The organism is Thalassospira mesophila (assembly GCF_002115755.1).
GTDB lineage: Bacteria > Pseudomonadota > Alphaproteobacteria > Rhodospirillales > Thalassospiraceae > Thalassospira > Thalassospira mesophila.
Map to the genome: position 1 here is coordinate 334,517 of NZ_JFKA01000002.1, position 12,412 is coordinate 346,928.

Annotated in this window: 11 protein-coding genes; 7 read left to right on the forward strand and 4 right to left on the reverse strand. The window is 54.9% G+C overall.

Annotated elements, in window-relative coordinates; genetic code table 11:
• The first annotated feature begins 18 nt into the window (after positions 1 to 18).
• Complete coding sequence (locus tag TMES_RS05945; protein ID WP_085580454.1) at positions 19 to 216, forward strand: YqaE/Pmp3 family membrane protein; 198 nt, start codon at positions 19 to 21, stop codon at positions 214 to 216.
• 114 nt (positions 217 to 330) lie between these two features.
• Here TMES_RS05945 and TMES_RS05950 read toward each other — a convergent pair whose 3' ends face one another.
• The 3 genes from TMES_RS05950 to htpG form a co-directional block, all read right to left on the reverse strand.
• The gene (locus TMES_RS05950) at positions 331 to 579 is read right to left on the reverse strand and encodes a hypothetical protein (protein ID WP_085580456.1); all 249 of its coding nucleotides are present in this window, start codon (positions 577 to 579) and stop codon (positions 331 to 333) included.
• A gap of 84 nt (positions 580 to 663) precedes the next feature.
• On the reverse strand, positions 664 to 1,989 hold the full coding sequence (locus TMES_RS05955) for a deoxyguanosinetriphosphate triphosphohydrolase (RefSeq protein WP_085580458.1): 1,326 nt from the start codon (positions 1,987 to 1,989) through the stop codon (positions 664 to 666).
• 183 nt (positions 1,990 to 2,172) lie between these two features.
• On the reverse strand, positions 2,173 to 4,062 hold the full coding sequence (gene htpG, locus TMES_RS05960) for a molecular chaperone HtpG (protein ID WP_085580460.1): 1,890 nt from the start codon (positions 4,060 to 4,062) through the stop codon (positions 2,173 to 2,175).
• A 259-nt stretch (positions 4,063 to 4,321) separates the two neighbouring features.
• Here htpG and TMES_RS05965 point away from each other — a divergent pair, with 259 nt between their 5' ends.
• Complete coding sequence (locus tag TMES_RS05965; RefSeq protein WP_085580462.1) at positions 4,322 to 4,645, forward strand: HPF/RaiA family ribosome-associated protein; 324 nt, start codon at positions 4,322 to 4,324, stop codon at positions 4,643 to 4,645.
• 165 nt (positions 4,646 to 4,810) lie between these two features.
• Here TMES_RS05965 and katG read toward each other — a convergent pair whose 3' ends face one another.
• Complete coding sequence (gene katG / locus TMES_RS05970; protein ID WP_085580464.1) at positions 4,811 to 6,985, reverse strand: catalase/peroxidase HPI; 2,175 nt, start codon at positions 6,983 to 6,985, stop codon at positions 4,811 to 4,813.
• A 567-nt stretch (positions 6,986 to 7,552) separates the two neighbouring features.
• On the opposite strand from katG, the gene TMES_RS05975 reads away from it, so the two are divergent.
• From TMES_RS05975 to yidD, 5 genes are all read left to right on the forward strand, one after another.
• On the forward strand, positions 7,553 to 10,525 hold the full coding sequence (locus tag TMES_RS05975; protein ID WP_085580466.1) for a helicase-related protein: 2,973 nt from the start codon (positions 7,553 to 7,555) through the stop codon (positions 10,523 to 10,525).
• Between the two features lie 84 nt (positions 10,526 to 10,609).
• Positions 10,610 to 11,020 (forward strand): RNA-binding S4 domain-containing protein, encoded by a 411-nt coding sequence (locus tag TMES_RS05980; protein WP_085580468.1) that lies wholly within the window; start codon positions 10,610 to 10,612, stop codon positions 11,018 to 11,020.
• 493 nt (positions 11,021 to 11,513) lie between these two features.
• The gene (rpmH, locus tag TMES_RS05990; RefSeq protein ID WP_073953396.1) at positions 11,514 to 11,648 is read left to right on the forward strand and encodes a 50S ribosomal protein L34; all 135 of its coding nucleotides are present in this window, start codon (positions 11,514 to 11,516) and stop codon (positions 11,646 to 11,648) included.
• 4 nt (positions 11,649 to 11,652) lie between these two features.
• On the forward strand, positions 11,653 to 12,114 hold the full coding sequence (gene rnpA / locus TMES_RS05995) for a ribonuclease P protein component (protein WP_085580471.1): 462 nt from the start codon (positions 11,653 to 11,655) through the stop codon (positions 12,112 to 12,114).
• 17 nt (positions 12,115 to 12,131) lie between these two features.
• Complete coding sequence (yidD, locus tag TMES_RS06000; protein ID WP_245835250.1) at positions 12,132 to 12,401, forward strand: membrane protein insertion efficiency factor YidD; 270 nt, start codon at positions 12,132 to 12,134, stop codon at positions 12,399 to 12,401.
• Positions 12,402 to 12,412: the final 11 nt, after the last annotated feature.

Sequence of the window (12,412 nt, forward strand, 5' to 3'; positions counted from 1 at the left end):
TTGTACAAGGAATATGAAATGCGTTTGCTGATAGCATTGTTGTTACCGTGGCTGTTGTTTTTCACCGTCGGTCGGCCGATTGCCGGGATTATTTGCCTGATTTTGCAAATTACCCTTTTGGGGTGGATTCCAGCCGCGATCTGGGCGGTCTATGCCCTGAGCCAGTATAAAACCGACAAAAAAATTGAAGCGGCGTTTGGCGAACGCAGATTTTAAAACAAACCGCCTGTCGATTTGCTGATTTTTACCCGGTACGCGTTGGCGTGCCGGGTATTTATGTGTCGATATGGTGGTTTTTAACAGCATTCCCACCCGTGCGCGTGCCTGCGCCTATGAACGGATACGCCGCAACAACAAAGACCCCAATTGCCCCAGTAACCGCCGTATTAAAAGCCGGGTAATGATAAATGTTATCGCGGCAAAAATTGGTGGCCAATATTGGTGGGATAATTCCGGGCGCGGGCTTTGCCCCACCAACCCGTAAATGATTGTTGCCAGCCCCGCCGCGCCAAAAAATGCCAGACGACGATAATATCGCTGCAAAAAACAGCCCAATACCCACCACAAGGTGCCTGTCATCGCCGGTTTCCCGTTATAGCGCAAGCCTCAACAGGCATTGCGGCACCAGAGCCTGTCCGCGCAAATTTTTGCGCAGGGCGGACGTTAGCGTCCTTGCGACCCGCCAATATCGCGGGTCAGGCGGGCGGCGAAATCGTCGGTCATGCCGGAAATATAATCAAGGATCGACAGATAAAGATCATATAACCTGCCATTGATCGGCAAATCGTCGCGGCCAATCAGCTCGCGCACCCGTGCCGCGCGATAGGATAAATCGGTTTCGCTGTGTGCCTGATGAATTTCCAGAGCGGTGCGACAAAAGGTTTCCAGCAAAACCTCGATGCAGGCAAAAGCCCCAACCTCGATCTGGACCTTGCGGCGGTTTAAAATAATCTGCTGTTCGGAAAATTCCTTGGCCCGCAGGATCATGTCGTTATAGGGGCCATCGACATGGTTCAAAAGCTCGCCGGTCATTTCGCCAGCCAGCAATCGTTCTTCATTGGCGATAAAGGCATCGCTGGTTGCGGCCAGCAACCCGGTCATGATGCGACCACGCAGGAAGTTCATTTTCCGGGTAACACTTTGTTCGCGGTGATATTCGGCGGGTACATCGTGAATGCAGGGCATGATCAGGTTTTCAAAGACCTGAAAATCAACCAGTTCCAGCTCGATCCCGTCTTCAATATCGATCAGGGCATAACAAATGTCGTCTGCCGCCTCAACCAGATACACCAGCGGATGGCGGGCGTAACAATGTTCGCCCCGTTCAAGCAACCCGGTTACCTCGGCAACCTGGGCCAGCATCGGTACTTCGCGCTGAAAGGCACCAAATTTAAGTTTTTCCGGGAACGGGCTGTTAATCGCCGTCCACGGATATTTGATAAAACTGGCAAGGGTGGCATAGGTCAGGCGCATGCCGCCATCATGCAGGCCGGTGCGCTTGTTGGTTAGCAGGCGAAAGCCCTGGGCGTTGCCTTCAAACGTCAGCAAGTCGGCGCGCTCGGCATCCGATAGCGGGGCGAGGAATTTTTCATCGGCCTCGGCGAACCATTGGCGAATGGCATATTCCCCGGCATGGCCAAAGGGCGGGTTGCCAATGTCGTGGGCCAGGGCCGCGGCCTGGCTGATGGCGGCCAAATGGTCGGCTTCGACATGGTCGGGCAAATGCTGTTTTTCGGCCAGACGATGGCCCACCATTAACCCCATAGACCGCGCGACACAGGAAACCTCAAGGCTGTGGGTCAGCCGGGTGTGGATATTGTCGTTTTCGGGCAGGGGGTGAACCTGGGTTTTGCGTTGCAGGCGGCGAAACGCAGCCGAAAAAATGATGCGGTCATAATCCTTGTGAAAATCGGACCGGCCAAACGTCCCCACCGATGAATGTTGGGTGCCCAAACGGACCGGGGACAGCAATTTTTGCCAGTTCATCATTCTATGCCGACTTTCACCAAAAACGGGGATTTCCCCCTATATGCAGGGCGAAGGTAAACAACCCTTTTAAACGCGCCAAACTTATTATTTTTTGTTGGACCGACCAACGGCATTTACACACAAAAAAACGGCCCGCTTTTTAACGGACCGTTTTTGTCGGTTCGGTTTATTTGGCAGGTGGCGTTAAGCCCCCAAACCTTTTTCCATCACCAGATCAAGGCGGCGGGCAAAGGCCACCGGGTCGGGCAGGGCTTCGCCTTCAAGGATGCGGGCCTGATCTAGCAACAGCAGGGCCGCATCGCCCAGAATGGCGGCTTTGGCATCTGCTTTGGCCATATCGGACAGCTTTTTGATCAGGCTGTGTTTGGGATTGATTTCAAGAATACGCGTGCTGACATCGTCAACCCGGTTATGTTGTTTCATCAACCGTTCCATCCGCAAATCCATATCGCTTTCATCGGCGATCAGGCAGCAGGCCGAACTGGTCAACCGGTCGGATTCGCGAACGTCTTTCACATTGGTCCCCAGCGCAATTTTAATTGCGGCAATCAGGGTATCAAGTTCGGCATCGCTGACCGGTTTGTCGTCGGCGTCGTCTTTTTTGTCCGCGTCGCTGTCATCGGCTTTGACGTCATTCAAATCGGCACCACCCCGGGTGACGGATTTGAAATCCTTTTCGTCAAACTGGCCAACAGACGGCATCCAGAATTCATCCACCGGGTCGGTCAGCAACAGGACTTCAACGCCCTTGGCATCAAACCCTTCAAGCTGCGGGCTGCGGCGCAGCGCGTCGACATCTTCGCCGCTGATGTAATAGATGGCTTTTTGGCCTTCTTTCATCCGGCTAACGTAATCTTCCAGGCTGGTCCAGCCATCGACCGTGGAGGATTTGAAACGGGCCAGCTTTAAAATGCGGTCGCGGTTGGTGTAATCTTCATACAGCCCTTCCTTGACCACCGAACCAAAGGCTTCCCAGAAGGTGTTGTAACCTTCGATGTCTTTTTTGGCACTGCTTTCAAGTTCGGACAGCAGCTTTTTGGTCAGGCCGTTTTTAATTTTGGTCAGAAGCGGGTGGTCTTGCAACATTTCGCGCGAAACATTAAGCGGCAGGTCCTGGCTATCGACCACGCCCGAGACAAACCGCAGCCACGGCGGCAGCAATTCATCGGCCCCTTCGGTGATGAAAACCTTGCGCACATACAGTTTCAAATGGCCCTTGCGCGCCGGGTCATACAAATCGAACGGGCGCATGGTCGGGATGTAAAGAAGCCCGGTATATTCAATCGCCCCTTCGGCCTGATAGTGGATGGTCTTCCACGGTTCATCAAAGGCGTGCGAGCTGTGTTTGTAAAACTCGGTATATTGCTCGGGCGTGATTTCCGATTTTGGCCGGGTCCAAAGGGCCGATGCCTCGTTTAAGGTTTCATCGTCGCCATCGCCCTTCATCAACACAACCGGAATGCCGATATGGTCGGAATAGGTTTTAACGATGTGGCGCAGGCGATGTTCTTCGGTGAAATCTTTGGAGTCGTCATTCAGATGCAGCGTGATCTGGGTGCCGCGCCCGTCCATTTCGGTTTCGGCGACGGTGTATTCACCCTTGCCATCCGATGTCCATTTCCAGGCCTGGCTGTCACCGGCTTTTTTGGTGATAACTTCAACTTTGTTGGCAACCATGAAGGCGGAATAAAAGCCAACGCCGAACTGGCCAATAAGATCGACACTTTTTTTCGCATCCTTGGCCTGGGTCATGGCTTCAACAAATTTGGCCGTGCCCGAATTGGCAATTGTGCCCAGGTTTTCCACCAGATCGGCCTTGTTCATGCCAATGCCGTTATCAATGATGGTTAGGACATTTCGAACATTATCCGTCATCAGGCGAATTTTAAATTCGCTGTCACCGGCAATCATGTCGGGGTTGGAAATGGCTTCATAGCGCAGCTTGTCACACGCATCGGATGCGTTGGAAATGAGCTCGCGCAGGAAGATGTCCTTGTTGGAATAAAGCGAATGGACAACGATGTCGAGAAGGCGGCTGACCTCGGCCTCGAACCGCATTTTTTCTTCCGTCATGACCTCTGTTTTCTCCTTTTGGATCAATGGACTTACCATCAATTTACGAAAGATATGATTATATCCCTCGCGACCGCAGCCTGCTTGATATGCGTCAACACATCTTGCAGCGCAAGCCCTGTATCCTACATCTATAGTAAGACGGTTTTTCCCGACACCGTAAATCTGGTGTCGGTCCTGCCCCGGGATGGGCGTCATCCCGGATAAAATGCAAGGCGCAAAGTCTTGTGAACGTCCAGGCTTAAACAGGAGGCCATATATGAAGGTTCCCGTGCAAATCACCTATCGTGATGTTGATCAGTCCGATGCGCTTGATGAGCGTATCCGCTTCAAGGTGGAGAAACTGGAAGAAACCTTCGACCGCATGACATCCTGTCATGTGATTATTGAGAAGCCTCATTCATCTCATGCGCGCACGCAATATTCTGTTCATTTTGGCATTAACGTTCCGGGAAAGGAAATTATGGTCAAGCGTGACAGTGCCGACCATGCGCACGAGGACGTTTATATCGCGCTGAAAAACAGCTTTCAGGCCGCGCGACGTCAGCTAAAGGACTATGCCGAGAAAATGCGCAATCATTGATCAGGCCAATGTGCTGATCATTGCGTTTTCATCGTAAAAGGATCGGGGCAGCATGTGTGCTGCCCCGTTGTTGTTTGTGGATTTATGGCTTGATGCAAAAACCCCTGCACCAGGTGCTGGTGCAGGGGTAAGATCAGGGTGGTAGTGCCGTTTAGGCGCTAGCGATCAGGCAAGATCGAAACGGTCCGCATCCATGACTTTGGTCCAGGCGGCGACAAAGTCGGTTACGAATTTTTCCTGGTTATCGTCCTGGGCGTAAAGTTCGCCATAGGAACGCAGGATGGAATTTGACCCGAAGACCAGGTCCACCCGGCTGGCGGTCCATTTTACCGCACCGGTTTTGCGGTCACGAATTTCATAGACACCATTCCCGGCAGGGTTCCACGTATTTGCCATATCGGTAATGTTGACAAAGAAATCATTGCTGAGCGTACCTTCGCGGCTGGTCAGAACACCATGTTTGGTGCCGCCGTGGTTGGTGCCCAGAACCCGCATACCACCGACCAGAACCACCATTTCAGGGGCTGTCAGGCCCATCAACTGGGTGCGATCCAACAGCATTTCTTCGGCGCTGACGGTATAGTCTGCTTTCAGCCAGTTACGGTATCCATCGTGAACCGGTTCCAGCGCGTTAAAAGAATCGGCATCGGTCATTTCATCGCTGGCATCGCCACGACCGGGGCTGAACGGGACGTCGATAGTGTAACCGGCTGCTTTTACAGCCTGCTCAATGCCAACATTACCCGCCAGAACAATGGTATCGGCAAGGCTTGCGCCATGTTGGGCTGCAATCGGTTCAAGAACAGCCAACACTTTAGCCAGGCGGGCCGGTTCATTGCCTGCCCAGTCTTTTTGCGGGGCAAGGCGAATGCGGGCACCATTGGCACCGCCGCGCATGTCGGACCCACGATAAGTGCGCGCGCTGTCCCATGCGGTTGAAATCATTTCGCTGGCCGTCAGGCCACTATTGGCAATCGCGGCTTTAAGGGCGGCGATGTCATAGCTGGTGCTGCCTGCCGGGATCGGGTCCTGCCAGATCAAATCTTCCTTGGGTACATCGGGGCCGAAATAACGTACCTTCGGGCCCATGTCGCGGTGGGTCAGTTTGAACCATGCCCGGGCAAAGACGTCGGAAAAATAGTCCTGATCATTGGCAAAGCGTTCGCAAATCTGGCGATAAACCGGATCAACCTTCATGGCCATATCGGCATCGGTCATGATCGGCATGCAGCGAATGGACGGGTCTTCAACATCAACGGGCTTGTCTTCTTCTCTGATGTCGATCGGTTCCCACTGCCATGCGCCAGCCGGGCTTTTCTTTAGTTCCCATTCATAGCCAAACAGCAGTTTGAAATAACCGTTATCCCATTTGGTCGGGTTGGTCGTCCAGGCCCCTTCAATGCCACTGGTAATGGTATCGCGGCCAACGCCCTTGCCATTCGGATTGGCCCAGCCAAGGCCCTGTGCCTCGACATCGGCGGCTTCGGGTTCGGGGCCAAGGCGGCTGGCATCGCCATTGCCGTGGGTTTTGCCAACGGTGTGCCCGCCAGCGGTCAGCGCGGCGGTTTCTTCGTCGTCCATTGCCATGCGGGCAAAGGTTTCGCGCACCTGTGCTGCGGTTTTAAGCGGGTTTGGCGTGCCGTTCACCCCTTCGGGGTTCACATAAATCAGGCCCATCTGAACAGCGGATAACGGGTTTTCCATCGACGCCGGGTTTTCAAGATCGCCATAGCGGCTGTCACTCGGGGCGAGCCATTCTTTTTCAGCGCCCCAGTAGGTATCTTTTTCCGGCGCCCAGATATCTTCGCGGCCAAAGGCAAAGCCGAATGTTTTCAAACCCATCGAGGCATAGGCAATGGTCCCGGCCAGAATATAAAGATCGGCCCAGCTAACCTTGTTGCCATATTTTTTCTTGAGCGGCCATAACAGGCGGCGTGCCTTGTCGAGGCTGACGTTATCGGGCCAGGAATTAAGCGGGGCAAAACGCTGGTTGCCGGTGCCGCCACCGCCGCGCCCGTCTGCCAGGCGATAGGACCCTGCCGAATGCCACGCCATGCGGATCATCAGGCCGCCATAATGGCCCCAGTCAGCCGGCCACCATTCCTGGCTGTCGGTCATCAGGGCATGCATGTCTTTTTTCAGCGCATCAACATCAAGGCTTTTCAACGCCTGACGATAGGAAAATGACGTTCCCAACGGGTTGGTTTTGGTGTCGTGCTGGTGCAAAATGTCCAGGTTCAGGGCGTTGGGCCACCAGTCGGTGTTGGTGACACCTGTGGATGTGTGACCACCGTGCATCACCGGGCATTTGCCGGCCGTATTCTTACCGTTTCCATCCATCTTAATCTCCGATCATGGCTTCGTTGACTGATTTACCGGCAAATGGCCATTGAACCGCGTGCCGTTATCCTTCGTGAACGCGCTTGATATCGCGGGACGCGCCCCTCACTTCAGCAACCTTAACAATGCGATATCATAAAGGAAATTCACAATTTTATTAAATAACGATAGTTTTTTTCTATTACTGGTGCGGCGAGGAAAAGCGATGTTTCATATTCGGGGCAATTAATGACCTCCCTCGCTACACGTCTTTTGATTTTATTTATATGATGTAAATCTATCATAACGACTTTTTGTGGTGCACATGTTTTCGGTCTTGCCCCACCGGTGACGCAAAAGGGTCATGGAAATTCGGGGCGCGCGGTTTCCAGGCGCGATTTGTTCGACAGGCCCGGTATTTGGCGCGGACCGTTGGGGGGATCTTTGTGTTCGGGAATTGACCGCACCGGGGGCTGCATGCCGGGATAAGGCAAAACGGCAGAATACTTGACTTTATGCGGGCAAAGTGTTGAAAAGCGCTAAGACCGGTGGTTCCCGTATCGGGAAACCGCCTGCTGGAAGAGTTTAATGCAGATTTCAACCCGATCAGGTCCCCGCATCCTTGCCGTTCTGGGGCCGACCAACACCGGCAAGACCCACTTGGCCATGGACCGGATGTTGGCACATACCACGGGTATGATTGGCTTTCCGTTACGTTTGCTGGCGCGTGAAAATTATGATCGCGCCATTGCCCGGGTGGGCAAGGGTGCCGTCGCCCTGATTACGGGTGAAGAACGCATTTTGCCACCCCATGCGCGCTATTATCTGTGTACGGTCGAGGCCATGCCGGTGAATATGCCGGTTGATTTTATGGCGATTGACGAAATACAGATGTGCGCCGACCCGGAACGCGGCCATGTTTTTACCGACCGCCTGCTTCATGCGCGGGGCCGCTATGAAACCATGTTCATGGGGGCGGCAACCATTCGCCCCGTTATTCGCAAGCTGGTAGCGAATGTTGAATTCGAGACACGGGCGCGTTTTTCAACCCTGACATATTCCGGCCCGAAAAAAATCCAGCGCCTGCCATCGCAATCGGCCGTGGTGACGTTTTCGGCCCAGGAAGTGTATGCCGTGGCCGAACTGGTGCGTCGCCAGAAAGGCGGGGCGGCGGTGGTGCTGGGCGCGCTCAGCCCGCGTACGCGCAATGCCCAGGTGGAAATGTTTCAGAACGGCGATGTCGAACATCTGATCGCCACCGATGCCATCGGCATGGGGCTTAACCTGGATTTGCAACATGTGGCCTTTGCGGCCCTGTCAAAATTTGACGGCCAGTTTCACCGCAGCCTGAGTGCCGCCGAAACCGCCCAGATCGCCGGGCGGGCCGGACGGCACATGAATGACGGCAGTTTCGGGGTGACCGGCAATTTGACGGGCATTGACCCCGATATTATCGAACAAATCGAAGCGCACGAATTTGAGCCGCTGGCCAAAGTATACTGGCGATCGGCCCAGCCTGATTTCAGATCGATTGAGGGCCTGCAAAAATCGCTGCGCCGCCTGCCTTCTGATCCAACATTAATCCGGGTTCGCGAACCTGTTGATGAAATCATGCTGGATTATCTGTCGCATATAGAAGATATAGCCCGCACCACACGGTCCCCGGACCGGGTGCGTCTATTGTGGGAAGTCTGCCAAATTCCAGACTTCCGAAATATCCATACTGACGCCCATCCGCGCCTGCTTTCAGCCATCTATCAGTTCCTTTGTCAGCCAAAAAGCAAGCTGCCAATTGACTGGATGGGCGAACAGGTCTTGCGTATGGATCGTTATGATGGTGATATTGATCAGCTGTCGTCCCGTTTGGCGGGTATTCGCGTCTGGACATATGTTTCGCACAAGCATAATTGGCTTGATGATGCGATACATTGGCAAGAACGAACGCGCGCCATTGAGGACAAGCTGTCTGATGTGCTACATGAACGGTTGACCCAAAGGTTTGTGGATCGCCGGACCTCGGTTTTATTGAAAAGTCTCAAGGACAAGTCTGAACTCATGTCTACCATCACTGCGAATGGTGAAGTCCAGGTCGAAGGTGAATTCGTCGGCCGACTGGAAGGATTCCGTTTCATTGCCGATGAAACCGACGCCGCCTTTGAAGGCAAGGCAATCGCCAGCGCCGCCCGTCGTGCGCTGAGCGGAGAAATTGCCCAGCGCGTCAAAACACTGGAAACGGACGAGGATACCCAGTTCGCCGTGAATGGCAAACTAGAGATCCTTTGGCTCGACTCCGTTGTCGCAACCCTTAAAAAGGGCGACACGGTGCTGAGTCCCGAAATCAGCGTCATCGACAGCGAATTTTTTGACGGTCCAACCCGGGAACGGGTGCGGACACGGATTCAAACATGGCTGAACAGCCATATTGAAACCCGTCTCAAAATGTTGACCCGCTTGCGTGACTGTCAAATGACAGGTGCGATTCGCGGGTTGCTGTTCCAGCTTAACGAAGGTCTGGGCTGTGTCCCGCGCTCCGAACTTGAAAGTCTGATCAAGGATCTGACCGACGAGGATCGCAAAGCGCTGGCAAAGCTGGGCGTTCGTCTGGGCGTGGAAACGGTGCATGTGCTTGATGCGCTCAAGCCTGACCCGGTCGAGTTGCGCGGCATTTTGTGGGCCGTTTCACGCGATCTCGAAGCATTGCCCGAACTGCCACCGGCAGGCCGGACCTCGGTCCCCAATGACCGGAGCAATTCCAAGGGGTTTTATCTGGCGGCGGGTTATATGCCCGTCGGCCCGCTGGCGGCCCGTGTTGACATGCTGGAGCGCTTTGCCGCCCTGCTGCGTCAGAAAGCCCGCGAGAATGATGGCAAGGTCCGCCCGGACCCTGATCTTCTTTCGCTGCTGGGGTGCACGGTAGAACAGGCCGAAGGCGTGTTTGCGGCTTTGGGCTGGCGTCCGGAAATCGTCAAGGTGAAAAAAGCCGTGGTGGAACCGGTTGCCGATCCTGCTGCCGAGCCCGTTGCTGAAACTGTGGTGGCACCGTCCGACTCGGACGCGCCGGCTGCAGATGAAGCAGAAGGCACGGTCGCTGACGCGGCACCTGCTGCCGAGGTTGCTGCCGAGGCAGAAACACCCCGGCAAGATGCTGTTGAACCGGTCGAATCGGCTGCTGCCGCTTCTGACGGGGATGCAAATGCTGATGCCGCCGGTGCTGCTGCACCAACCGACGAGGACGAATACGAAGAGGTAAAATTCTTTGTGCGTGTCGATCGTCGCAAGCGTCATCCGTCCGGGCAGAACAACCGTGGTCCGCGCAATCAGGCTGCTGGTGCTGGCGAAGGCCGCACCGATAGCCGTGGCGAAGGCCGTGGTGCCGGTAACCGGGGCGGACAGAAGGGCGCGCCGCGTCATGCCAAGGGCGGCCCCAAAGCCGGTCCCAAGGGGGGCTCTGGTGGTGGCCGCAATAACGGCAACACGCAGCAACCCGCAGCAAAAAGCAACCAGATCAACGAAGATTCTCCTTTTGCCAAGCTGAAGGAAATGCTGGCCGCCAAGGGGTAAATCCCGGCAGGCAGTAATGATCAGGATTTCGGCCTGTTGTGATCTTCGCAGCAGGCCGAAATTGTTTTTAAACGGGAAAAGGCAATGGTCGAACAAATTGGCGGCAAGGTCCGCATTGATAAATGGCTGTGGTATGCGCGGTTTTTCAAAACGCGCTCGGTTGCCAGCAAAGCCTGCCAGGGCGGGCATATTGTTTTAAATGGTAATACGGTGTCAAAGCCCAGTGTGGCGGTAGGGCCGGGGGACCGACTCCAGTTTTTTCAGGGGCCGCATATTCGCATTGTCGAAATTGTTGCGTCAGGAACCCGCCGCGGCCCCGCACCGGAGGCGCAGACCCTGTATGACGATCAATCCCCGCCACGCATTAAAAAGCAGGATGCAGACGCCGATATTCGCACCGCTGCGGTTGCGACCCGTGAAAGCGGCAGTGGCCGCCCGACCAAGGCCGAAAGACGCGCTCTGGACCGCTTGCGCGGCGATAGCGACGAGGAATAAAACCCGTTTGTGATGGCGCGGGGCCAGACCTGTTTAAAGGTAGGGCAGAGCTGTCTGCGTCGTTTTAGCCGTGCAAGATCTTGGTGCTATTTTGCGGGCGGGAAAATTTCATATACCCGTCGTATTCTGCTTCGCGAAGGGCCGCGAATCCCGACTTTTTTTTGTGGGCCGGGGATTGTTTTCGACGTGGGTGCGAAGGCTTGTTTTCTATCTGAGCGCGATGACGGTGCCTGGATAATGTCGACATGGTTTATATGGCGCGATTCGTCGTGCTCGTTCAGGCACAATGCGAAATCCCGTTGACTTTGCCCGCCAAGCCCCTTATCCACTGCGGCCTTGCGTTCCAAATTTATGCTGCGCTTAACAAAACCCGCCGCTATTGCCGGATTTCGGGGATAAAAGGCGGTGGCGTGATTGACAGCGCAGGTGGGAAGCCCTATACAGCGGACCTCGAATTTTATTGGATTACCTTCATTAGAACGGAGTATGTGCAGTGAAACGCACCTACCAGCCCAGCAAACTCGTACGGAAACGCCGTCATGGCTTCCGTTCCCGCAACGCGACCGTCGGTGGCCGCCGCGTGATTACCGCACGCCGCGCCAAGGGCCGCAAGCGTCTGTCGGCTTAATCTTGTGACCGTTACGGTGGAACGCCTGAAAAAGCGTGCGGAGTTTCTTCGTGTCGCCGGGACCCGCCGTAAATGGGTAACAGACGGTTTGATCCTGCAAGGCGCTCCGCGTCCCGGGATCCAGCCGGAAGAACAAAGCGCCGGAGAAGACCGGTTCGCCAGAATCGGTTTTACCGTCACCAAAAAGGTGGGCAAGGCCGTCGTACGCAATCGCGTTCGGCGGCGTTTGCGTGCTGTCGCCGATCAGTTGGCTAAAGAACTGGCTTTGCCCGGATGGGATTATGTCGTCATTGGACGGCATCAAACCATCGAGCGGCCATTTGAAGCCCTGATTGACGATATGAGAACTGCCTTGCGGCGTATACCTGACGCCAAGCCATCCCCTGTTGACCGATCACGCCCTGTGCGGGGCCGGAATAAAGGCAAGGGCGGGAAACGTCAGACAAAAGGTGGCTCGGTAAAATGAGCCCTCTTGCGCGCCTCATGCAACTCGCCGTTCGGGGCTATCAGCTTTTTTTATCCCCCTATGTTGGATGGCAATGTCGTTACCAGCCAACATGCTCGGCCTTCATGATGGAGGCTTTGGCAAAACACGGGGCGTTGAAAGGTGGCTGGATCGGGTTTAAACGGATCATGCGGTGCCATCCCTGGGGTGGACACGGATACGATCCTGTGCCTGATTGTGGTTGCGAACGAAAAGAGGCGCCGCCGGACAGAGACCCTCGGTCCTCGGCGCTTTCGTCATATAGATAGAATAACAGCCG

Bases quoted from the DNA above. Each gene is read 5' to 3' on its own strand.
- TMES_RS05945 (WP_085580454.1), top strand. From the start codon at position 19: ATGCGTTTGCTGATAGCATTGTTGTTACCGTGGCTGTTGTTTTTCACC.
- htpG (WP_085580460.1), bottom strand. From the start codon at position 4,062: ATGACGGAAGAAAAAATGCGGTTCGAGGCCGAGGTCAGCCGCCTTCTC.
- TMES_RS05980 (WP_085580468.1), top strand. From the start codon at position 10,610: ATGGTCGAACAAATTGGCGGCAAGGTCCGCATTGATAAATGGCTGTGG.
- yidD (WP_245835250.1), top strand. From the start codon at position 12,132: ATGCAACTCGCCGTTCGGGGCTATCAGCTTTTTTTATCCCCCTATGTT.
- TMES_RS05965 (WP_085580462.1), top strand. From the start codon at position 4,322: ATGAAGGTTCCCGTGCAAATCACCTATCGTGATGTTGATCAGTCCGAT.
- TMES_RS05950 (WP_085580456.1), bottom strand. From the start codon at position 579: ATGACAGGCACCTTGTGGTGGGTATTGGGCTGTTTTTTGCAGCGATAT.
- katG (WP_085580464.1), bottom strand. From the start codon at position 6,985: ATGGATGGAAACGGTAAGAATACGGCCGGCAAATGCCCGGTGATGCAC.
- TMES_RS05975 (WP_085580466.1), top strand. From the start codon at position 7,553: ATGCAGATTTCAACCCGATCAGGTCCCCGCATCCTTGCCGTTCTGGGG.
- TMES_RS05955 (WP_085580458.1), bottom strand. From the start codon at position 1,989: ATGATGAACTGGCAAAAATTGCTGTCCCCGGTCCGTTTGGGCACCCAA.